The sequence below is a fragment of the Nocardiopsis ganjiahuensis DSM 45031 genome, from assembly GCF_000341085.1.
GTDB lineage: Bacteria > Actinomycetota > Actinomycetes > Streptosporangiales > Streptosporangiaceae > Nocardiopsis > Nocardiopsis ganjiahuensis.
The window spans coordinates 134255-157277 of sequence record NZ_ANBA01000014.1; the positions used below are offsets into that span (position 1 = coordinate 134255).

16 protein-coding genes are annotated in these 23023 nt (G+C 71.7%); 12 read left to right on the plus strand and 4 right to left on the minus strand.

Annotation, left to right across the window (positions count from 1 at the left end; translation table 11 throughout):
* The first annotated feature begins 29 nt into the window (after positions 1–29).
* The 4 genes from D458_RS0120370 (at position 30) to D458_RS33795 (ending at position 7991) form a co-directional block, all read left to right on the plus strand.
* Positions 30–2060 (plus strand): hypothetical protein, encoded by a 2031-nt coding sequence (locus D458_RS0120370; protein ID WP_017588585.1) that lies wholly within the window; start codon positions 30–32, stop codon positions 2058–2060.
* Positions 2050–3357 carry a hypothetical protein gene (locus D458_RS0120375; protein WP_017588586.1) on the plus strand — a complete coding sequence of 436 codons (1308 nt, stop codon included), beginning with the start codon at positions 2050–2052 and terminating at the stop codon, positions 3355–3357. Before D458_RS0120370 ends, D458_RS0120375 begins: the two co-directional genes overlap by 11 nt.
* Before the next feature lie 129 nt (positions 3358–3486).
* Positions 3487–5769, plus strand: coding sequence for a serine/threonine protein kinase (locus D458_RS0120380; protein ID WP_026119517.1), 2283 nt, complete (start codon positions 3487–3489; stop codon positions 5767–5769).
* A 110-nt stretch (positions 5770–5879) separates the two neighbouring features.
* On the plus strand, positions 5880–7991 hold the full coding sequence (locus tag D458_RS33795; RefSeq protein WP_040702601.1) for a serine/threonine protein kinase: 2112 nt from the start codon (positions 5880–5882) through the stop codon (positions 7989–7991).
* 72 nt (positions 7992–8063) lie between these two features.
* Here the strand turns inward: D458_RS33795 and D458_RS0120390 are convergent, their stop codons facing one another.
* Both D458_RS0120390 and D458_RS0120395 read right to left on the minus strand, forming a co-directional pair.
* Positions 8064–9575 (minus strand): AbgT family transporter, encoded by a 1512-nt coding sequence (locus D458_RS0120390; protein WP_017588588.1) that lies wholly within the window; start codon positions 9573–9575, stop codon positions 8064–8066.
* Between the two features lie 240 nt (positions 9576–9815).
* Positions 9816–10415, minus strand: a complete 600-nt coding sequence (locus D458_RS0120395; RefSeq protein ID WP_026119518.1) for a uridine kinase family protein — start codon at positions 10413–10415, stop codon at positions 9816–9818.
* A 133-nt stretch (positions 10416–10548) separates the two neighbouring features.
* Between D458_RS0120395 and D458_RS0120400 the strand changes: the two genes are divergently transcribed.
* From D458_RS0120400 to D458_RS0120435, 8 genes are all read left to right on the plus strand, one after another.
* Positions 10549–11724 carry an ROK family transcriptional regulator gene (locus tag D458_RS0120400; protein ID WP_017588590.1) on the plus strand — a complete coding sequence of 392 codons (1176 nt, stop codon included), beginning with the start codon at positions 10549–10551 and terminating at the stop codon, positions 11722–11724.
* A 245-nt stretch (positions 11725–11969) separates the two neighbouring features.
* On the plus strand, positions 11970–13115 hold the full coding sequence (locus tag D458_RS0120405) for an ABC transporter substrate-binding protein (RefSeq protein WP_017588591.1): 1146 nt from the start codon (positions 11970–11972) through the stop codon (positions 13113–13115).
* A 115-nt stretch (positions 13116–13230) separates the two neighbouring features.
* Positions 13231–14031, plus strand: a complete 801-nt coding sequence (locus tag D458_RS0120410) for an ATP-binding cassette domain-containing protein (protein ID WP_017588592.1) — start codon at positions 13231–13233, stop codon at positions 14029–14031.
* Positions 14028–15305, plus strand: coding sequence for a sugar ABC transporter permease (locus D458_RS0120415; protein ID WP_017588593.1), 1278 nt, complete (start codon positions 14028–14030; stop codon positions 15303–15305). The genes D458_RS0120410 and D458_RS0120415 overlap by 4 nt, the downstream gene beginning before the upstream one ends.
* A gap of 301 nt (positions 15306–15606) precedes the next feature.
* On the plus strand, positions 15607–15909 hold the full coding sequence (locus D458_RS0120420; protein WP_017588594.1) for a hypothetical protein: 303 nt from the start codon (positions 15607–15609) through the stop codon (positions 15907–15909).
* Between the two features lie 39 nt (positions 15910–15948).
* Positions 15949–16719, plus strand: coding sequence for a sulfite exporter TauE/SafE family protein (locus tag D458_RS0120425; protein WP_017588595.1), 771 nt, complete (start codon positions 15949–15951; stop codon positions 16717–16719).
* 284 nt (positions 16720–17003) lie between these two features.
* Complete coding sequence (gene dxs / locus D458_RS0120430) at positions 17004–18932, plus strand: 1-deoxy-D-xylulose-5-phosphate synthase (protein WP_017588596.1); 1929 nt, start codon at positions 17004–17006, stop codon at positions 18930–18932.
* Between the two features lie 64 nt (positions 18933–18996).
* Positions 18997–20418 (plus strand): FAD-dependent oxidoreductase, encoded by a 1422-nt coding sequence (locus tag D458_RS0120435; protein WP_026119519.1) that lies wholly within the window; start codon positions 18997–18999, stop codon positions 20416–20418.
* Positions 20419–20476: 58 nt separating this feature from the next.
* On the opposite strand, the gene D458_RS37165 is transcribed toward D458_RS0120435, so the two are convergent.
* Both D458_RS37165 and D458_RS0120445 read right to left on the minus strand, forming a co-directional pair.
* The gene (locus D458_RS37165) at positions 20477–21322 is read right to left on the minus strand and encodes a neutral zinc metallopeptidase (protein ID WP_017588598.1); all 846 of its coding nucleotides are present in this window, start codon (positions 21320–21322) and stop codon (positions 20477–20479) included.
* 870 nt (positions 21323–22192) lie between these two features.
* Positions 22193–22978, minus strand: coding sequence for a TetR/AcrR family transcriptional regulator (locus D458_RS0120445; protein WP_017588599.1), 786 nt, complete (start codon positions 22976–22978; stop codon positions 22193–22195).
* Between the last annotated feature and the right edge of the window lie 45 nt (positions 22979–23023).

Consider the following 23023-nt stretch of genomic DNA (forward strand, 5'->3'; position numbering starts at 1 on the left):
CCAGACAGAACACCAGGAAAGTTGCTCCGATGGACTCCTCCCGCCCCCTCGCGGGCCACCGCTCCCGAACGGGCCGCCGTGCGCTGCCGTACCTGACCGCGCCGCTGCTGGCCGCCCTGGTGCTGCTCGGCTCGGCGACCGCAGGCGCGGGACCCGCGCACGCGGAACCCGAGAACCCCAAGCCCTCTCCCGCCGAGCACTTCGCCGGGCTCCTCGCCGAGGAGCCCGAGGGCGCGGCGGTCGTCGTCGACGACTCCCTCGCCGGGGACTACGGCCTGGCGGAACTGGAACAGAGCCTGCACGGCTCCTTCGGCAGGCTGGACGTGCCGTACTACGTCGTGGCCAGCAGCGTCCCGGACTACGCGACCTCGAGTGACGACCTCCTGGCCGGGTTGCAGGACCGTGTGGGCAAGCCCGGCCTGTACGTCCACCTGCGGCCGCAGCAGTCCCGGGTCCACGCGGTGGCCCGTCAGGTGGACCTGCCGCTGGCCGAGGCCGACCGGGTGCTCGGCAGGGAGCGGGCGTTCACCATCCACACCCCGCTGCACACGATGGCGGGCGTCTACGTGGACACCCTGACCGCCCCCGACCTCGCCGAACGGGCCGAACTGCGCTGGAACGACACACTGCCGTTCACCTGGTGGCTGGAGGCCCGGTTCGGCGGTCTACGGCTGGAAACCCGGTCCGGACCGGCCCAGTTGGGCGAGCTCACGGCGGGGGTCGCCGGAGCGGCGGTGACGCTGGGGCTGCTGCTGGGGGCGGTCCGCTCCGGGCGGCGGGGCCGGGCGGCGAAGACGGGGTACACCGGGGACCTGCCCGGGGACCGGGCCCTCGGTGTGGGCCGCGTCCTCGTCCTGGGTACGGGCGCGGTCGTGGTGGTCGCCTCCGTGGTCCACCTGTCCACCGCGGCCCTGCCCTGGGAGCAACAGCAGCGGGGGCCGACCCCTCCGCAGGTCGGCCCCTACGTCGCCTCCACGGTCCGGGTCACGCGGATCGCCGAGGAACTGGCCGAGGATCCCCTGTACGTGGACCCCCTGGCCCAGGTGGGCGTCCAGGACCTGAACGGAACCGCGGACCGCCTGACCGGGGCCGAAGTCCCTGTCTACACCGCGGTGCTGCCGATGAGCCGTACCGACGAGTCAGGCGGCGACCCGGAGGTCCTCGCCTACGCGCTCCACCACGTCATGGACGAGGACGGCCTCTTCATCGTCGTGGACGCCACCGTCGAGGATTCCCCCAAGGTGGGGGTGGCCCTGTTCGGTGTCGAGGCCGAGGGCCTCTCCGAGGACGCGTACGGCCTGTGGGAGGTGACCGGGCACCGGTTCGACCGGACGGTCGACCAGGCGTTGGCCGAACTGCTCGACTGGCTGGGGGAGGTCTCGGCGGCTCCGGGGCAGGAACCGGAGACACCCGACTGGGTTCAGGACAGGGCCGAACCGCCCTACGAGCCCTCCCGGTGGGAGGAGTTCTTCTCCGGCCGGTTCGCCGGGGCCCTGTTCCTGGCCGGACCGCTCACGGCCGCGGTGCTCCTCGCGCTGGCGGGTCTGGCGCTCCGCGCCAGGGGGCGCCTGCGTGCCGTGCCGGGGCGCGCCCTGCGGCCGCGCGCCGACCGCGCGGTGCGCCGGGCGGTCAGGGCGCTGGAGTCGGCGCCGCAGGACCGCCCGGGGAGGGACCGGGCCCTGCGCGAGATCGACACCGCCCTGGCCGTCCTGGCCGGGGAACCGGACGAACTCGACCTGGTCGGGGTGATCGTGCTGGCGGAGCGGTCCGTGCGCAGGCTGGACCCCGAGGTGGTGACCGGGGTCGACGCACAGCTCTGCGAGGTCAACCCCCTGCACGGCCAGGCCGTGCGGCGCGGGACGGGGCCCGGCCCATCCCTGTGCGCCTCCTGCACGGCGCTGGGGAAGAGCGAACGCGACCGGCGCACCCTCCGGGTGGCCGCTCCGGAGGGAGGCCGCGTCCCGCACGGGGAGCTGAACCGGCGGTGGGTCACCACCGGCTACGGGACCAGGGGCCGACTCGAGGCCGAAGATCTGCTGAAGGAAACCGATGTCCACTGACCACAGGACCACGCGTACCCGTTGGGCCGCGGTCGCGGTGCCGCCCCTGGCCGTCCTCCTCCTGGCCGCCGCTCCGGCGGCGAGCCGGGCCGACACCGCTGAGGAGGGACCGGGGCCGAGCGAGCGCCTGGCGGCGGCGCTGGAGGAGTCACCCGTCTACGTCGATCCCACCTACGCCAGCGCCCTCCCCGAGGACCTCGTCCAGCAGGTGGAGAACAGCATCAACGACTCCGGGGCGCCGCTGAGGGTGGTGGCCGTCCCGATGATCGAGGGCGGCGACTGGAACGGTGACTCCTCCCTCATGGTGTCCGCCGTGCACGACAGGAGCGGCGCGGACGAGGCGCACTACCTGGTCCTGGACGGCCGGAGCCTGTCCGGGCACGACTTCGAGGCGGGGGGAGAACGCACGAGCCGCGCCTTCTACGGCTCCGAGGCGGCCTCCGTGGAGCTGGGCCGGGACGCCCCGGCCGCGGAGCGCCTGGAGCGGGCCGTGGAGGTCGCGCTCTCCGACGACCCGGAGGGGATCTACGACACCGCCAGGGAGCAGCAGGAGAGTGCCCCGTTCGACTGGAGGTACTCGCTCGGCCCGGGAGGGTACACGCTGTTCGCGGTGCTTCCCTGGGTCCTGGCGGCTCTCGCCCTGCTGGGGCTCGGCTTCGGCCTCCACCGCTGGCGCCGGCCCCGGCCGGTCCCCGTGCTCGCCCAGCACGCGGCGTTCGACAACGCGAACCGGGCGCGGCGGTCCGAGCTGGCCCGCCGGGCGGGTGAGGAGGTGGTCGAACTCGGCGAGCGCCTGAGCCAGGCGGCTCCGACCAGCGGTGACGGTGCGGCGGAGGCCCTCCACCGGGCTCTGGACGCGCACGCCGCGGCCCGTAGGGTCTACGACCGGCTCCCCGACACCGGGGCCCTGGAGGAGATCGCCGGGGTGCTGGTGCTGTTGGACATGGCCGAGGACCACCTGGACCGGGCGACCCGGCCCGTCGGCCGCCAGCGCTCCGCGCCCCTGCGCTCGCACTGCTACGCGAACCCGCTGCACGGGACCGTCACCAAGGTGACGAAGTGGCGGGAGTTCGGCGGGCGCAACGACATCAGGGTGCCGCTGTGCGCTCCGTGCGCGAAGGCGGTCCGGGACCGGCAGCGCCCGACCGTGCTGTCCGCCCGGTACCGGGGACGTGAGGTGCCCTACTACGAGGTGCCCGCCGAGGAGAGCGTGTGGGCGGCCACCGGTTACGGCGCCCTGCGTGAGGACCTGGTCGAGCGTGTTCTGCGCGGCGACCGCCGGGGCCGGACGAGATAACGTCCGGGCATCGGATCAGGGGATGCGGGAACCGGGACCGTGTACGGGCGGTCAGTTCCCTGTGGCACCCTGACATGGCGCCCCGCCGGGGCGCCACGGGAACGGTGACGGAAGAGAGACGGGCGGGCTGTGGACGACCCTCAGAACCAGGGATCGGAGGCCGAGGAGGTCGGCGGCTACCGACTGACTCGTTCGCTGGGACGGGGCGGTTTCGGTGAGGTGTTCCTCGGTGAGGCCGAGGACGGTACCCGCGCCGCGGTGAAGCTGTTGCACGCCAGTTGGTCGGGCGACCCCGACATGCGGCGCCGCTTCGCCGCCGAGGTCGATCAGGCCCGGCGGGTGAGCGGGTTCTGCGTGGCGACGATCCTGGACGCCGACCCCGGCGCCGAACGGCCCTGGATCGCCACCGAGTACATCGACGGCCCCACCCTCCAGGCCTCGGTCGAGCAGAACGGTCCGCGCTCGGGAGTGGAACTCCAGCGTCTGGCCGTGGGCAGCGCGACCGCGCTCGCGGCGATCCACGCCGCCGGGGTGGTGCACCGCGACCTCAAGCCGGACAACATCATGCTGGCCCCGGACGGGCCGAGGGTGATCGACTTCGGTATCGCCCGCGCCGTGGAGACCACCTCGGTGACGGCCAGCGGGGTGGTCGGAACGATCGGCTACATGGCCCCCGAGCAGTTGGAGGGCGCCCGCCTCACCTCGGCCGTGGACGTCTTCTCCTGGGCGTCGGTGATGGTCTTCGCGGCGACCGGCAGGGAGGCCTTCCACGGCCCCACCCAGGCCTCGCGCATCGCCCGCATCCTGGGCGGCGAGCCCGACCTCGGTGGACTGGAGGGCGCCTTCGCCGACATCCTCCGCGCCTGTCTGGACAAGGAGCCCGGGAAGCGGCCCGACGCCGAGACCCTCATGCGGTGGCTGATCTCCGCGCCCTCCGGCGGCGGCGCGGCCCCGGCACCGGCGGGGACCGGCGGCCACACGGCCGCCCCCGGCCGGGACCTCACCGCGGTGACCCCCTCACCGGACGCCCACACCCGGGTCGGGGTCGAGGGGACCAGGGTCGCCGAGCACCCGCCCACCGGTGTGGTCCCGGTCGACCCCACCAGGGTGGCCCCGCCCGGGAAGACCGACCCCACCCGCGCGTACACACGCATGGCACCGGCCGAGGCGCGCCCCGGACAGACCCCGCAGCCCGGGCAGACCCCGTCGGAGCGGCACCTCCAGCAGGCTCCGCCGCCCGTGTCGCACACGCCGGCCCCGTACGCGCCGCCCCCGTACCCGCCGGTCTCCGAGACCCCGGTGCCCGGGCACACCGGGGCGGTGCCGCCCTACCACTTCGTCGGCGTCCGCTTCCTCGACCCCGGGGCCCTGGCCGAGGCGATGCAGCAGAACTGGAGCGCCGCCGTCCAGGTCTTCAGCGACCCCGTCGAACGCGCCGCCCTGGGCGCCTGGATCGTCGACGACCTCGGGGACACCAGAGTCGACCGCTCCCTCTTCCGCCGCGAGGTCAGGGACGCCAACCTGGCGGTCGCCTCCTTCGTGGCCCAGAACCGCCCCGACCTGCCACCGGTCTTCCGCGGCAGGGGCGTGTCCCTGGCCGAGCTCCGGGCGCTCTTCTCCGACCCCGGGCCGATCCTGACCGGTGCTCCGATGGCCAACGAGATGGTCCTGCTGGCCCGGCCCGAGCTCCTGCGGCTGTTGAGCGCGCACCAGGGCTCCGAGGCCGCCGAGTACCAGCGCCTCGCCGAACAGCTCGACCGGGCCGAGCGCGCCGGGACACTCATGCACGAACAGCTCGCCCAGCAGCTCGTGGGGTGGCGCTCCAGCAAGCCCAACGTCAACCCCTCGCTGATCCTCGCCTTCCTCCTGAACCCCGACCGGATGGTCCCGCCCGGAAGCGGCGGCGACTCCGGGGTCGCCGAGTGGGTGGACATCCTCTGGCAGCGCGTCATGAACTCCGGGGATCCGGACAACGCCGGGTACGCCGCAGCGGTCTACGGTTCCATGAGCACCCTCCAGGCCCTGGCCCGTCAGCGCCGTTACTGGGAGAGCCGCTACTCCGAGGTGTCCACCGCCCACGAGGCCGTCCAGGACAAGGTGCGGCTCCAGGAACGGATCGCCACCGTCGTCCGCTGGAGCAAGTACTCCCTCTTCGGCATCCCCGTCGGCCTGGTCCTGGGAGCGGCCACCGACAGCGAGGCCTTCGGCCTGCTGTCCCTGCTGGGGGCGCTCGGCGCAGTGGTCCTGGTCGGGGCCGTCGCCACGAACCTGGTGCTCTGCGGGCCCGCCCCCCGTCGACGGCAGCGGGTCATGGAACTGCACAACTCCGGGCACCAGCTGCCGCAGCTCACCTCCGGGGTGGAGCGCATCCGCGCGGACCTGGCCCAGGCGCGCAGGATCAGCGCCGGCTGACACCACCGGCCGGCACCACGGCGCGGCACCACGGGTCGGCGTCGTCGGCCGTGCCGCGCCGTGCGACGCGGCGCACGGAACAGGACAAGAGAAGAAGGAAGGGTGGGATCGTGGACGAGACCACGGACGTGACCTCCTCCCCCCGGAGGGCCGGTCCGTATCGTCTGACCCGTTCGCTGGGACGGGGTGGTTTCGGTGAGGTCTTCCTCGGTGAGGCCGAGGACGGCACCCGCGCCGCGGTGAAGCTGTTGCACGCCAGTTGGTCGGGCGATCCCGACATGCGGCGCCGCTTCGCCGCCGAGGTCGATCAGGCCCGGCGGGTGAGCGGGTTCTGCATCGCCGCGATCCTGGACGCCGACCCCGGCGCGGACGAGCCGTGGATCGCCACCGAGTACATCGACGGCCCCACCCTCCACCGCGCTGTCACCGAGGACGGCCCCCGGACCGGCGACGAACTCCAGCGCCTCGCGGTCAACACGGCAACCGCGCTCGCGGCGATCCACGCCGCCGGGGTGGTGCACCGCGACCTCAAGCCGGACAACATCATGCTGGCCCCGGACGGGCCGAGGGTGATCGACTTCGGCATCGCCCGCGCCGTGGAGACCACATCGGTGACGGCCAGCGGCATCGTCGGCACGGTCGGGTACATGGCTCCCGAGCAGTTGGAGGGGATGCGCCTCACCTCGGCCGTGGACGTCTTCTCCTGGGCGTCGGTGATGGTCTTCGCGGCGACCGGCAGGGAGGCCTTCCACGGCCCCACCCAGGCCTCGCGCATCGCCCGGGTGCTGTCCGGGGAACCCGACACCGGCGACCTGTCCGGGCCGCTGCTGGACACCGTCCTGGCCTGCCTGGACAAGGACCCGAAGCGTCGTCCGGACGCGGCCGCGCTCTTCCACCACCTGATCTCGGGCAGCGCGCCGGGACCCGGGGCGCCGGTGGCCCCCACCCGGGTGGAGGAGGTGGCGCCGACGCCGCCCACCCGCCGGTACACCGAGATCGCTCCGAACCCCGCTCCGCGGCGTCCGGCTCCCACCCCACCGCCCGCCCCGCCGCGTACACAGAGCTCCTACGCCGCCCCGGCCCTTGCCCGCACAAGCGAGGGAGAGGCCCCGCCGTACAGTTTCGCCGGGGTCCGCTTCACCCGGATCGAGGCGCTGGCCGCCGCCATGCAGGAGCACTGGTCGGAGGCGGTCACGGTTCTCGGCGACCCCGCCGAGAGGTCCATGCTCGGGTCCTGGGTCATCAACGACATCCACGACACCAAGGTGGACCGGTCCCTGTTCCGCAGGGAGGTCAGGGACGCGAACATGGCGGTGGCCTCCTTCATCGCCCAGGCCTGCCCGGAGCTGCCGCCCCGTTTTCGGGGCCACGACCTGACGCTCGAAGGGCTGGGCCGCCTCTTCAGTGATCCCCGCCCGCTCATCACCGGCGGCCACCGGGCCAACGAGCTCATGCTGCTGGCCCGTCCGGAGCTGCTGCGGCAGATGGCGGAGCACCAGGGCGGGGACGGGCCGAGACTGGGCCGGCTGGCCGGGGAGATCGAGGAGGCCGAACGGACCGGCACGGCCTTCCACCGGGAGCTCGCCCAGAACCTCACCGGCTGGCGCGGCTTCGAGGGCAGAGTGGAGCCCGCACTGGTGCTGGCCTTCCTCCTGCACCCGGAACTCGTCGTGCCCCCGGACCCCGGCGGCCTGCCCGGGGTCGCGGACTGGACGGGCGCGCTCTGGCCGCGTGTCGACCTCGCCTCGGGCACCCAGCGCGTGGGGTACGCGGCGGCGGTCTACGCCTGTCTGCCGACCGTCGTCACCCTGGCCCGGCAACGTTCTGCCTGGGAGCAGCGGTCTGTGGCCCTGCACAGCGAGCACAGGGCGCTGGCCGCTGCCGCGCGGTCGGCAGAGGAGCACTCGGGGACGACGAAGGTCCTGGGCGTCGTGGCCGCCCTGTGCCTGCTCTTGTCCGTGGTCTTCGCGGCGGCGGCCCAGGGCTCGGGGTTGGGCATGCTGTTCTTCTTGGCCGCGGTGGGTCTGGTGAGCACTCTGGCGATCCAGAAACAGCGGGACACCAATCGCTACGGGGGCGCGTACGTGCGCCACATGCAGAACCAGCGGATGCAGGGCATCCCCGTCCAGGGGCGGGAGCTGCTCCAGGGGCTCCGGAGGATGGACACCGACCTCCAGCAGGCCCGCCGGCTGTGTTCACAGCCGCCCCGGCAGCGCCACTAGCACCATCGGGACGGAACGACGGAGCCGCCGTGGTCGGGTGACCACGGCGGCTCCGTGCGATCGGTCGGCCGACTAGTAGGTGTAGGGAGTGCCCGGGCCGAGCGGGAGGCCCAGACCCCACCAGAGGAAGAAGAACAGGGACCAGGAGACGAACACCGTGATGCTGATCGGCAGCGTCAGCGAGATCATCGTGCCCACACCGGCGTCCTTGCGGTACTTCTGCAGCAGGCCGAGCACCATGATGAAGTACGCGCTCATCGGGCTGATGATGTTGGTCGCCGAGTCCGCGATCCGGTAGAGCGCCTGGGTGGTCTCGGGGCTGGTGCCCATGAGCATGAACATCGGGATGAACACCGGGGCGATGAGGGCCCACTGGGCCGAACCGCTGGTGATGAACACGTTCAGCAGCGCCGCGAACACGAGGAACCCGATGAAGAGCACGGCCGGGGGCACCCCGGTGGACTCCAGGAAGTTGGCTCCGCTGATCGCGATCACGTCGGCCATGCCGGACCAGGAGAAGTAGGCGATGAACTGGGCGGCGGCGAAGAAGAGCACCAGCACCGGGGCCAGTTCTCGTACACCGACCGCCATCGCGGGCGGCACCGACGCCATGGTCGGCAGCGTGCCCGTGGTGCGGCCGTAGACGATGCCGACGAGCAGGAAGGCGATCGCCAGGACGAAGGCCACACCGCTCAGCAGGGGAGAACTGAGGACTCCGCCGTCCTCCCCGCGCAGCGGTGACGCCGGGGGAGCCAGGGCGGCGGCGATCACGCCGAAGTACACCAGCAGGGTCAGGCCCGCGCGGCGCATGCCCTTGCGTTCGACGTCGGTCAGGAGCATCGAACCGAGGTCGCCGATCTCGGCGTCCTCGTCCTCCTGGGCGTTGCCGGACAGCTTCACCAGGACGAGCTCGGTCAGCAGGGTGATCACGACGGCGAGGAAGATCGCCGAGACGAACGTGAAGAAGAAGTTCGCCAGCGGGTTGACCACGTAACCGGGGTCGATGATCTGCGCGGCGCTGGTGCTGAGGCCCGACATGAGTGCGTCGGTCAGGGTGATGGTCAGTGCCGCGTTGTATCCGGCGCTGACGGCCCCGAAGCCGACGACCAGGCCGAGGATCGGGCTGCGTCCGACGGCCTTGAACACCATCGCGGCCAGCGGGATGTAGACCACGTAGGCGGCGTCGGAGGCCACGCTGGCGCTGATGCCGGTGAGGACCACGGCGAAGGTCAGCCACTTCTTCGGCACCCGGGTGACGCTGCCGCGCAGGGCGGCGGTGACGAGCCCGCTCTGTTCGGCGACCGAGACACCGATCATGACGGACACGATCAGCGGCAGGGGCGGGAAGGCCGCGAAGTTGGCCACCGCGTCGCCGATGATGAAGCGCAGGCCCTCGGCGCTCAGCAGGCTGGTGACGGAGACGGTCTCTCCGTCGGCGGGGGAGACCACCGCTACGTTCAGGGCGCTGAGCACGGCGCTGGTGAGGATCACCAACCCGGCCATGATGACGAACAGCCAGAACGGATGCGGCAACTTGTTGCCGACGCGTTCGATGGCGGAGAGGGCGCCGATGGTCAGGCGCATCCTGCGGGTGGGGGTCTTCGCCGACCCGTTCTGCGTCGTAGTCAAGAGTCTTTCCTTGGAAAGCCGGCTGCCCCTGGGGAGTCGTGGGACCGGGTCCGGGCGGGATACGCACGAGAGGACCCGATGAACAGCAGAGTTTCGGACAAATGGCTCAAAAGGTGCACTTGTGGTGCAGATGACAGTGAATCATGGCCGCCGGAGTGGTGTGACCAGAGTGGAGCGCTGTGTGGCCGTGAAGCCTCAGAAGTTGTCCAACCGCAGGTCGGCGCATTCCTCGGGAGGGTCGCCGGCGTAGAGGGAGTCCTCCTGACGGGACCAGCGGACCCGGTACGGGGCGTACGCCCCGGCGTCCGCGCGGCCGTCGAGCCGCCGGGAGCGCACCTCCTCAGGTGCCTCCACCCACACCAGTACGTCCACCAGGTCGCGCACGGGCGCCGCACCCGAACCGCACCCCTCCACGACCAGGGTCCCCCCGCGCTCGACCAGGTCGGCGGGCAGGCCCACCGGCTCCGACCCGAAACCGCCGCGCCCCCAGTCGTACCGGTGCCAGGCCGCCCCGCGTCCCTCGGCCAGCGGCAGCAGAACCCACTCCCTGAGCAGCCCGGGCGCCTCGGCCAGACCGTCCCAGCCGGGATAGAGGTCCTCCATGGTCAGCACCGCCACCGGTTCGCCGCGGTCGGCCAGGGCCCGGCGCACCTCCTCGGCCACCGTGCTCTTGCCCGAACCCGAACGCCCCTCCACCGCCACGATCCGCACCCGCGGGCCGCGCGGGGGAGTGTCCACCACTGTCTCGGCCACGCGGTCCGCCCACCCGGGCCGGTCGGTTCTCTCCCTTGACATGCCCGGAGCCTAACGGGGCGGGGCTCCGAGGCGCTGTTACCAGGGGTGCCGGGGTACAGCGCCCCGTTCAATGCTTGTAGCATTCCTCGAAACAACGCCAGGGCGCGAAGAACGACGGACGAAGGGGTACGTGGTGACCGACACCGGTACGACCCCTGGTTCCCAGTCCGCGTTGCGCCAGGCCAACGAACGGCGCGTCGTGGACGTGCTGCGCCGCGACGGCACCCAGACCCAGGCCGAACTGGCCCGGGCCACGGGGCTGTCGGCGGCCAGCGTCTCCAACATCGTGCGCGGCCTGCGCGCCGCCGGGACCGTCTCCGTCCGCAACACCTCCTCCAACGGGCGCCGGGCCCGGGCCGTCACCCTCCTGCGCCCGCCGGGGACGGTGGTGGCCGTCGACTTCGCGGTCGACCAGATCCGGGTGGCGATCGGCGACAGCGAGGGCAACATGCTCGCCCGCGAGGCCATCGCCTACGAGGTCGCCGCCGACGCGCCGCGGGCGGTCCGCCGGGCGGCCTGGCTGACCGAGACCGCTCTGCTGGGGGCCCGGATCGACCTGGGCACGGTCGCCTCGGTGGTGGCCTCCGTCCCCGGTCCGATCGCACCCGACACCGGCGCGGTGGGCCCCATCTCCTGTCTGCCCCGCTGGGCGGGCTTCCGCCCGGCGCCGGCTCTCCAGGAGCGGCTGGCCCTGCCCGTGCTGGCCGAGAACGACGCCAACCTCGCGGTGGTGGCCGAGCGCAGGCTCGGCGCCGCGCAGGGCGCCGACCACGTCATCCAGCTGGTCCTCGGCGAGGGCGTGGGCGCCGGCATCGTCATGTCCGGCCGGCTCTTCCAGGGGGCGGGCGGCACCGCGGGCGAGATCGGCCACATAGGGCTCGATCCGCGCGGCCAGGTGTGCCGCTGCGGCAACCGCGGCTGCCTGGAGACCTTCGTCGGCACCGGGTACCTGTTGAACATGCTGCCCAGGAACTACGATCTCGCGCAGGGAACGGACCGGGTCCGCCTGAACGACGTGGTCTCGTCCGCCCTGAGGGGGGACCCGGGCGCCCGCCGCATCATCGCCGAGGCCGGGACCGCCCTGGGACAGGGCGTCGCGATCATGGCCAACCTGTTCAACCCGGACCGCGTGGTCGTGGGCGGTGACCTGGCCGAGGCCGGGAGCCTCCTGCTGGACCCGATGCGGCGGTCGATGGAGCTGGGAACCCTGGGCAGCGCCCTGGCCCAGCTCGAACTGGTGGCCAGCGCCCTGGGTGAGGACGCGCCGCTCCGCGGCGCACTGCTCACGGCCACTCACAGCCTGCGCTGATCGCGGCTCCGCGCGTTCGCGCGTGAAAGTTGTCTTGGTCAAATCCCCTTGACCTTCACACGAGGTCACAGACCTGCCCAAGCCCCTTGACCTGCGCTTTTAATGATTTTATGTTGTGAAGGTAACACTCGTGATGTTTCGGTTATGTGTTCATGAGTTGACGGCAAGGTGGAGTCGGGGTTCTACTTCACATCATCAAACGCGAGTTCCCACCCGCGCCGGTTCCGTAAGAGAGGTCCCCCGCGTTGACTAACAAACGCCCCTACTCCCGACGTTCGGCTGCCCTCGGCATCGCCGCCGCCAGCGCCGCTCTGGCCGTGTTCGCCAGCGCCTGCGGCTCGCTCACCACCGGTTCGGAGGACGGCGAGACCGAGGCGCACAGCCTGGAAGAGGGCTTCCACGTCGGTCTGCTCCTTCCCGAGCTCCAGACGGCGCGCTACGAGGCCTTCGACAAGCCGTACTTCGAGGAGGCGCTCGAGGAGCTGTGCCCCAACTGTGAGCTCTCGTACGCCAACGCCGACCAGGACGTCGACGAGCAGCAGACCCAGGCCCAGGCGATGCTGACCGACGGTGTCGACGTGCTCGTACTCGGCGCGGTCGACTCCGAGGCCGCCGCCGGCACCGTGAACGAGGCGCGCAGCCAGGGCGTCCCCGTCGTCGCCTACGACCGCCTCGCGCAGGGCGGCGTGGACATGTACGTCTCCTTCGACAACTTCCGCGTCGGCCAGGTCCAGGCCGAGGCGCTCCTGGGCGCCCTCGACCAGTCCGGCACCGCGGGCGACGGTCAGATCGTCATGATCAATGGCTCGCCCACCGACCCCAACGCCGGTGACTTCAAGGCCGGCGCCCACGAGATCTTCGAGGGCCAGGTCGAGATCGGCCAGGAGTTCGACACCCCCGACTGGTCGCCGGACGAGGCCAACAGCCAGATGGAGGGCGCCATCACCTCCCTCGGTCTGGACGAGATCATCGGTGTCTACTCGGCCAACGACGGCATGGCCGCGGGCATCATCTCCGCGCTGCGCAGCGCCGGTGTGTCGGTCGAGGACCTTCCCCCGGTCACCGGTCAGGACGCCGAGCTCCACGGCATCCAGCGCATCGTCTCCGGTGAGCAGTACATGACCGTCTACAAGGCCATCCGTCCCGAGGCCGAGATCGCCGCGGCCATGGCCGTCTCCCTGGCCACCGGGGAGGACCTCGACGCGGGTGAGTACTCCGTCACCGAGGTCGAGGACGCCAACGGAGAGAAGGTCGACTCCGTGCTGCTCGACCCCGTCGCGGTCACGGTGGACAACATCAGTGACACGGTCGTCTCCGACGGTTTCTACACCATCGAGGAGATCTGCACCGACGACTACGCCGACTACGACTTCTGCAAGGAAGCCCTCTAACCAGGTCCGGTGGACGGGCCGCCCCGCAACGGCGGGGCGGCCCGGGTGCGAGGCCCCGTGGGGTCACGGAGCAACCGGCCCCCGTCCGCTCGGGGCGAGAAAGAGAAACGAACACATGAGCACACCCGTCCTGGAACTGTCCGGGATCTCCAAGACCTTCGGGGCCGTGAAGGCACTGACCGAGGTCGACTTCCACGTCGCGCCCGGCGAGGTCGTCGCCCTGCTCGGTGACAACGGCGCGGGCAAGTCGACCCTCGTCAAGGTCATCGCCGGGGCGCACCCCGCGGACAGCGGCGGCGCCATCTACTGGGACGAGCAGCAGGTCACCATCGGCGCGCCCGCCGACGCCCAGCGCCTCGGGATCGCCACCATCTACCAGGACCTCGCGCTGTGCGACAACCTGGACATCGTCGGCAACCTCTTCCTGGGCAACGAACGCCTCCACTTCCCCGGCACCCTCGACGAGGTCGAGATGGAGCGCCGTGCCGTGGAGCTCCTCGACTCCCTGTCGGTGAGCATCCCCAGCCTCCGGGTGCCCGTCGCCGCCCTGTCCGGCGGCCAGCGCCAGATCATCGCGATCGCCCGCTCCCTGCTGGGCCAGCCCCGCGTGGTCATGCTCGACGAGCCGACCGCGGCGCTGGGAGTGGCGCAGACCGCGCAGGTCCTCGACCTCATCGAACGCCTGCGCGACCAGGGGCTGGGCGTCGTTCTGATCAGCCACAACATGGCCGACGTCCGAGCCGTCGCCGACCGGGCGGTCGTGCTCCGCCTGGGCCGCAACGCGGGTGACTTCCCCATCGCCACGACCAGCTACGAGGAGATCGTGGCTGCCATCACCGGCGCCTCGGACAACCCGGTGACCCGCCGCTCCACTCGTACCGGCTCATCGGCCACGGCCACGAAGGACAAGGAATGAGCCAGCAGACACACGTTCCCCACAGCGCCGGTGAGGGCCAGCCGGAGAACGCTCCCCGGCGCGACCCGCGGCTCCTGGCCACCGTGGCCTCGCCCAGCGGATGGCTCCAGGCACTGCGCCGCAACCTCAGGGGCGGCGAGCTGGGCGCGGTTCCGGTCATCGTCGGCCTCCTGCTGATCGCGATCGTCTTCCAGTCCATGAACGACCGGTTCCTGTCACCGCAGAACCTGTCGAACCTGACGGTCCAGATCGCCGCCGTCGGCCTCATGACCACCGGCGTGATCATGGTCCTGCTGCTCGGCGAGATCGACCTGTCCATCGGTTCGGTGTCCGGTCTGTCCGCCGGGGTCCTGGCGGTTCTCGCGGTCCGGCACGGGGTCTCCGAGTGGGTCGCCATCGGCGCCGCGGTGGGGGTCGGCCTCCTGGTGGGCCTCCTCCACGGGTTCATCTTCGCGAAGATGGGCGTTCCGGCCTTCGTGGTCACACTGGCCGGCCTGCTCGGCTGGCAGGGCGTCCACCTGTACCTCATGGGCGGCGACGGGAGCATCAACACCAGCTCCAGCGGTCCGATCGCGATGCTCACCCAGACCTACTTCGTTCCGGTGGTGGGCTGGTTCCTGGTCCTGCTGGCCCTGGTCCTGTACCTGGTCTCGGTGCTGACGGTCGAACGCAAGCGACGCCTCGCGGGCCTGCCCTACAAGCCGCTGAGCGAGGTCCTCTTCCGGGCCGTCCTGCTGGCCCTGCCGCTGGTCGGCGGCGTGTGGATCCTCAACCAGTACAAGGGCGTGCCGCTCGCCTTCCTGATCTTCGTGGGCTTCGTCGTCGTCCTGGACCTGGTGCTGCGCAAGACGCGCTACGGCCGCATGGTCTACGCCGTGGGCGGCAGCTCGGAAGCGGCCCGCCGGGCCGGCATCAACGTGGACCTGATCCGGATCTCCGTCTTCGGCATCGCCTCCACCCTCGCGGCCCTCGGCGGCGTCATGCTCGTGTCCCGCAACTTCGCGGCGAGCGTCTCCACCGGCGGCGGCGCCGAGCTGATGATGGCCATCGCGGCCGCGGTCATCGGCGGCACCAGCCTGTTCGGCGGACGAGGCAACGCCTACTCCGCCCTGCTGGGCGGCCTGGTGCTGGGCGCCATCACCTCGGGTCTGCTGCTGCTCCAGATGGACACCTCCGTGCGCTTCATGATCACGGCGGCCGTCCTGCTGATCGCGGTCGTCCTCGACGCGGTCTCCCGGCGCGGACGCAAGACCCACGCCAGAGGCGGCGCCTGACCGGCGTCTCCTCTCCCCGTTCCCCTCCCGGAGGAACAAGGCGGCCGACCCCGGGCCGCCGCAGGGTCCGGGCCGGTTCCACTCCCACCGGCCCGGGCCCTTTCCGTGTGAGGTGTGTCGCTTTCCCCGCGCTCGGAGTGAGGGGCGCGGACGACCGGGGCCCGCCCCGGTGGCGGAACGGGGGCCTTCGCCTCGCCCGGTCCCGGCCGTGTTAACGGGTCCCCGTCCGACCCGCGGGAACGGCGCCCGGCCCGCTGGACCGCCCCTGGGCCGCGGGGCGACCGGTGAGGAGGTCCTGGAGGTGCTGCTCGACGTCCTGCGCGTCCACGCGCCCTGGGGCCACGAGCGCTTCTCCCGGGCCCGGCCGGCCGACCCCGCGGCCGCCCTGCACGGCGGTTGCACGCCGGTGGTGCGTGAGCCCGTCGCCCGGTCGGCCGACGGGACCCCGGTCCCGGGCATGGACGATGCGGTGGTCAGCAACGACCCCGTCACCGCCCAGGGAGCCAACATGGCCTCGTTGCGCGCGGACGTCTGCAGGAGGGCGATCGTCGACCACGGCGGGCGCACCTTGCCACCCCGGTCATCCCATCTCCCTATCTCCTAATCCCGGTCGGAGTGGCGGAGATATAGCGTCGTTCCCCTCATGTTCGCTGATCTCCTCACACCCACCGCCCACGGACTGTTCGGCCAGATCGACGCGTGGGTCTTCCTCCTCGTGGCGGCGTCCGCGGTCCTGGCCGGGGCCGCCGTCCAGAGCATGGTCGGCCTCGGCCTCGGCCTGGTCGCCGCCCCCGTGATCTCCTTCCTCGACCCCACGCTCATGCCCGGGGCACTCCTCATCACCGTGATCATCCTCCCGGTGCTCACTCTCATCCAGGAGTGGCGCCACGTGGACTGGCGCGGCATGGCCTGGGGACTGCCCGCCCGGGTGCCCGGAACCGTGCTGGGGGTGTGGGTCGTGGCCGTCCTCGACCCCAGCGCCCTGGCCGCGGTCGTCGGTGTGATGGTGCTCGTGGCCGTCGCCCTGTCCGTGTGGTCCCTACGGGTGCGCATCACCCCGGTCTCCCTGGTGGCGGCGGGCGCCCTGTCCGGTTTCTCGGGCACCGCGACCTCGGTGGGCGGCCCGCCGATGGCCCTGCTCTACCAGCACGAACCGCCTGAGCGGGTGCGCGCCACCCTGGCCGCGTTCTTCCTGTTCGGCGGTGCGATCTCCCTGTTCTCCCTCGGGATCGGCGGGCAGCTCGACAGCCGCACGGTCGCCGCCGGGGTCGCCGCGATCCCCTTCGTCGGCCTCGGATTCCTCCTCGGGAACCGGGCGCGCCGCTGGGTCGAGCCGGCCAGGATGCGGGTCGTGCTCCTGTGCGTGGTGACCGTCTCCGCGATCGGCCTCCTCGCCCAGGCCGCACTCGGATAGCGTGGGTAGCCGGATGGCCAGGGGTAACCGTGCTCCGAAAAGGGAGTAATCTACGCCGAAACGCCTGTGGCGGCAGATGTTCCCCGTGGTATCCGGCAATGGGGGGAACCGCTGGCGTCGGGATACCGTCAAAGCCGTAGCCTCGGGGGCTGCCGGGTGTGACCCGTGGGCGAAGCCCCATAAACTCGGGTATGTATACCTGCCGGTAGCCAACGCCGGCCCACGTCAGGGGCCGGGCACGGCAAACGTAAGCGGACACGCTGGACGAGGGGACTGACGAGACAGTGGCACTGTTCGAGTCGATACACAATCCGGAAGCGCTCAAGAAGCTTTCGGCCGACCAGCTCCCAGCTCTGGCCCAGGAGATCAGGGACTTCCTTGTCGACTCCTGCTCCCAGACCGGCGGACACCTCGGCCCCAGCCTCGGCGTCGTCGAGCTGAGCATCGCGCTGCACCGGGTCTTCGACTCACCGAAGGACCCCATCCTCTTCGACACCGGCCACCAGGCCTACGCGCACAAGGTCCTCACCGGCCGCCACGACTTCACCGACCTGAAGTCCGAGGGCGGCCTGTCCGGCTACCCCTCCCGCGCCGAGTCCGAGCACGACTTCATCGAGAACTCCCACGCCTCCACCGCCCTGTCCTACGCCGACGGCATGGCCAAGGCCAACGAGGTCCAGGGCCGCACCGACCGGACCGTGGTCGCCGTCATCGGTGACGGCGCCCTCACCGGCGGAATGGCCTGGGAGGCCCTCAACAACATCGCCGAGAAGAAGAACCGGCGCCTGGTCGTGGTCGTCAACGACAACGGCCGCTCCTACTCGCCCACGATGGGCGGTCTGGCCGACCACCTGGCCTCGTTGCGCATGACCCCGGGTTACGAGCAGGCCCTGGACCTTGCGAAGAACACCCTCAACCGCACCCCCGTGGTCGGTCAGCCCCTCTACGAGGCCCTGCACGGCCTCAAGAAGGGCCTCAAGGACACGATCCAGCCGCAGATCATGTTCGAGGACCTCGGCCTCAAGTACCTCGGCCCCATCGACGGGCACGACGAGCCCGCCGTGGAGAAGGCGCTGCGCCGCGCCCGCGACTTCGGCGGACCGGCGATCGTCCACGTGATCACCCAGAAGGGCAAGGGCTACGCCCCGGCCGAGAACCACGACGAGGACCAGTTCCACGCCCCCGGCCCCTTCGACATCGACACCGGCAAGGCCAAACCCGGCCCCAAGGTGGAGAAGTGGACCTCGGTCTTCGCCGACACCATGGTGGAACTGGGCGGCGAGCGCGAGGACATCGTCGGCATCACCGCCGCGATGCTGCACCCCACCGGCCTGAACAAGTTCGCGGACGCCTACCCGGACCGGATCTTCGACGTCGGCATCGCCGAACAGCACGCCGCCACCGCCGCCACCGGCATGGCGATGAACGGCCTGCACCCGGTGGTCGCCGTCTACGCGACCTTCCTCAACCGCTGCTTCGACCAGGTGCTCATGGACGCCGCCCTGCACCGCCAGGGCGTCACCTTCTGCCTGGACCGCGCGGGCGTCACCGGCAACGACGGCGCCAGCCACAACGGCATGTGGGACATGTCCATCCTCCAGGTGGTCCCCGGGCTGCGCCTGGCCGCCCCGCGGGACGCCGCGCGCCTGCGCACCCTGCTGCGCGAGGCCGTGGCCGTCGAGGACGCCCCCACCGTCGTGCGCTACCCCAAGGGCGCCGTCGCCGAGGAGCTGACCGAGATCGGCAAGGTCGGCACCATGGACCTGCTGCGCCGCGCCACCGACGGCGGCCACGCCAAGGACCTGCTCATCGTCGGCGTGGGCACCATGGCCCAGGTCGCCTGTGAGGTGGCCGACCGCATGGCCGACCAGGGCATCGGCGTCACCGTCATCGACCCGCGCTGGGTCAAGCCCCTGGACGAGGCCCTGGTGGCCGAGGCCGCCGAGCACTCCGTGGTGGCGGTCGTCGAGGACAACGGCCGCACCGGCGCCGTCGGCGACGCCGTGGCCCGCCTGCTGCGCGACCACGACGTGGACGTGCCCGTGCGGACCTTCGGCATCCAGCAGGAGTTCCTGGACCACGCCAAGCGCGACCGGATCCTCCAGCAGCAGGGCCTGACCCCGCAGGAGCTGTCCCGCAAGCTCACCGAGACGGTCTCCCGCCGCTCCGAGGGCGCCAAGGACCACCGCGAGCTCGCTGACGAAACAGCCTGACCAGGTCCTTCCCACACCCTTCTGGCAGCCCCGGACCAACGTCCGGGGCTGCCAGAATGGTTTCATGACCTCTTCCGAACCCGACCACCGAAGTCCTCAGGACGAGACTCCGCTCAGGGTGGCCGTGATCGGCTCCGGCCCGGCCGGGGTCTACACCGCCGACGCCCTCACCCGCCAGCGCCGCGTCCCGCTGCGCGTGGACATCCTGGACCGGCTCCCCACTCCCTACGGGCTGGTGCGCTACGGCGTGGCCCCCGACCACCTCAAGATCAAGGGCGTCGCGCGGACCCTGCGCAGGGTCCTGGAACACCCGGACGTGCGGTTCGTCGGCGGGGTCGGGTTCGGTACCGACCTGACCCGCGCCGACCTTGCCCGCTCCCACCACGCCGTCGTCTACGCGACCGGCGCCGGCGTCGACCGCCGCATGGGGGTGCCCGGGGAGGACCTGCCAGGGAGCCTGGCCGCCACCGACTTCGTCAACTGGTACTGCGGCCACCCCGACAACGAGTGGGACCGGTTCGCGCTCGACACCGAGGAGGTCGCGGTGGTCGGTGCGGGCAACGTCGCCCTCGACGTCGTCCGGATCCTGGCCAAGACCGCGGACGAGCTCCGGCACACCGACATCCCGCAGGCCGCCCTGGAGGTGCTCGCCGCCAGCCGGGTGCGCACCGTCCACCTCCTGGCCCGCCGCGGCCCGCTCCAGGCCAAGTTCACCGCACCCGAACTGCGGGACCTGCTGGCCCTGCCCGGAGCGGACGTGGTCGTCCGCCCGGAACAGGTGGACATCGACCCCACGACGGTGGGCACCGACCGTGCCGAGCGCCCCGAACTGCGGGAGGTCTCCCGGGCGGCGCGCACCAACCTCAGGCTCCTGCGGGAACAGGCCGAGCGGCCCCCCGAAGGCCGTCCCCGCCGCGTGGAACTGCACTTCTGGACCAGGCCCGAGGAGATCCTGGGACAGCAGGGGCAGGGCCGCGTGAGCGGCCTGCGGGTCGAGCGCACCCGGATGGACGCCGACGGGCGCCTGGAGGGGACCGGTGAGCACACCGTTCTCGACGTCGGCATGGTGCTGCGCTCGGTGGGCTACGCGGGCGTGCCCCTGGAGGGTGTGCCCTTCGACAGCGACGGGCGCACGGTCCCGCACGACCGGGGCCGGGTCCTGGACGCCGAGGGCCGCGTCGTGTCCGGCGACTACGTGGCCGGGTGGATCAAACGGGGCGCCACGGGTGTGATCGGCACGAACAAGTCGGACGCGGCGGGGACCGTGCGCGCACTGCTGGAGGACGCCCCGAAACTGCGCGAGGCGGTGCCGGACCCGGTCCCCCTCGAACGGGTCCTGGACGAACGGGGACTGGCGCACAGCGACTACGAGGGCTGGCTGCGCATCGACACCGCCGAGGCCGGCCACGCCGCGGAGCTGGGCCGGGGGGAACGGGTCAAACTGCACGGCTGGGACGCCTACCGGAAGGCGCTGGAGGAGAACTGACCGTTCCGGGGGCGGGGCGCGAGCCGAGGGCCGGGGTTCTTGTCCGTTCAGGGACGGTTCAGGCGACCTCGTGCTCCTCGGCCCCGTAGGTGTTGCACCCGCCCACGGTCGGACTGGACCAGCCCGACTCCAGCCACAGGGCCCGGTTGGCCGCGCTGCCGTGGGTCTCCAGGTCACCGCCGCCGTTGAAGTACAGGTTGACCACGTCCAGGGAGTCACCGTTCGGATCGGTCAGCCCGCGCAGCCCCACACCCGCCATGCACTCGGCCTGGAGCTCGGTCCGGCGCAGGGTGTCCAGCTCCGCGTCCTCGCTGCCCGCGTCCCGGCGCAGTTCGTGGGAGACGCTCAGGATCCCGGTCGCGTACTGCACGTGGTGGGCGTACTCGTGGCCCATCAGCGCGAGCCACACGTCCTCCTGGTGGGCCTGGGGGATCTCTTCACCGACCTGGCGCACGTTGGGCAGGACCACGGTGATCAGACCCAGGTCGCTCTCGTAGTAGGCCAGGGTGAAGGACTCCTCGGTGTCGGTCTCCAGGGGACTGTTGGTGACGGTGATCTCGGGCAGGTCGGGGACCAGGCCGAGATCGTCCATGACCGGGGCCCACAGCTCGTTCAGGCAGGTCCCGGCCTCGTCGGCGAACGCCATCCAGGAGTTGTCGGACTCCGTGTCGAGGGCGGGCAGGGCGCAGTCGACCGGCTCCGGCATGGCGACGTCGTAGAGCGGGTGGTCGGCGATGTCGATCTCCGCCGGGTTCGGCCGGGCGTACAGGCCGCTGTCGTAGAAGGCGGACACGTCCGCCCCGCCGCTGGGCGGCTCCTCCTGCGGGGAGGTCGCCACGACGGCCACGCTGGCGATCAGCGCGATCAGGGCGACGGAGGCGGCGGCGAACGCCCCGCCCAGCACGATCCCGCCCCGGTTGCGCCGGGGCGGCGGGTACCAGGGCTGGGTGCCCCACTGCTGGGGCGGCGGCCACTGCTGCGGGGGGTGCTGGGGCCACTGCTGTGCGGGCTGCCCCTGGGGATGCCACTGCTGTTGCGGCTGCGGCCCCCGGTGCTGGGGACCCTGCTGCTGCGGCCAGGGCTGTGGGGGCCGCTGCGGGTGAGCGGCCGGGGGCGTCGCCTCCCGCGGAGGAGCCCATCCGTGTCGCGCGGCGTCCCCGGGCTGCCCGGGAGCCCGCGGTATCGGCGGGCCCTGCCGGGCCGGGGCCTGAGACGGCCACTGGGCCTGCTGGGCCTGCGGCCCCTGTGGAGACTGCGGCCCCTGCGGTGACCGGGGAGGCTGCTGAGAGGTCAGCGGCGCCTGTGGCGCCTGGGCAGGCTGCTGCGGCCCCTGCGAGCCCTGTGGAGCCCTCGGCCCTTGGAAGGGCTGTTGCGGGGGCTGCGGTGCCTGCGAGCCCTGTGGAGCCCCCGGTCCCTGAGCAGGCTGCTGTGGCGCCTGCGAGCCCTGTGAAGCCCCTGCCCCCTGGACAGGTTGCTGTGGGCTCTGCGGAGCCGGTGCCCCCTGTGGTTCCTGGGCCCCCTGCGGAGTCCGACCGTGCTGAGCGGGGGGCGGGCCGCCGTGCTGGTAGGTCCCCGTGTGCTCGGGCGGTCGCTGGTGGGTGCCGGTCCGGTCCGGGCGGGGAATGTCTTCCCCGGGCTGCTCAGCGCCGGTTCGGTTCTCCACAGGGTCGTCCTCGTCGTCGCGCCAACACGGGTAGGGCATGCCGGATTAGTACCCACTTATCCGGCAAGTGCCGCAGACCTCCAGTATGGGGCTCAAACGGTCAAGTCAGTCCTAGGACGAGCCTTGAACACCCGCCACCCTCAGGGGCGGGGAGTACCGCACCCCGAGGTCCTTCGTCATGTTCTGAAGCTCGGACTCGAAGAGTGGTTCCATGTCACCCACGACAAAGTTCAGATGCTGGAACACTTCCATGCAGACCACCCCGTACAGGCGCACCCAGCACGTGGTGAGCACCATGGCCGCGCCCTCGGTGATGTCGGGGGAGGTGAAGCCGATGGTCCCCGTGAAGGAGCGCAGCTCCCTGCGCAGGGACTCGGGAAGGTCCTCGTCCGCGGGCAGAGGGAAGCGCTCCTCGGTGACCAGGCGGTCGAAGAGGGTGAAGAAGGTGGACCCGAACCGGCGCCCCGCCTCCAGGGCGCGTGTGATGTCGGCGTCGGGGTCGAGCCGGGTGCGCGGTCCGAACATCACCGAGAACTCGGCCCGGTGGGTGATCGCCCAGTACCGGAAGGCGCGCAGCGAGGCGAGGATGCGTCCGTCCGTGTCCTCCGCGGGCATCCCGGCGTCGGCCTCGGCCACCACGTCGGCCAGCTCCTCGTACATGTCAGCCGTGATCGCCACGAGCAGGGCGTCGATCCCCGGCACGTAGCGGTACAGGCCCGGGGCGGTCATGCCCATCTCCCGGGCGATCGCACGCAGGGAGACCCCGGCGACCCCGAACTCCACGAGGTGCCTGCGGGCGATCTCCTTGATCTCGGCGAGTGTGGCCTCGCGCACACGTTCGCGACGGCTCAGGGTGCCTCCGGTCCGTTGGTCGCTTCCGACCGGCGGTTTCGTCATCTGCTGCGGTACACCCCGTCTCACGCGCCAGGGTCGCGGCGCTCT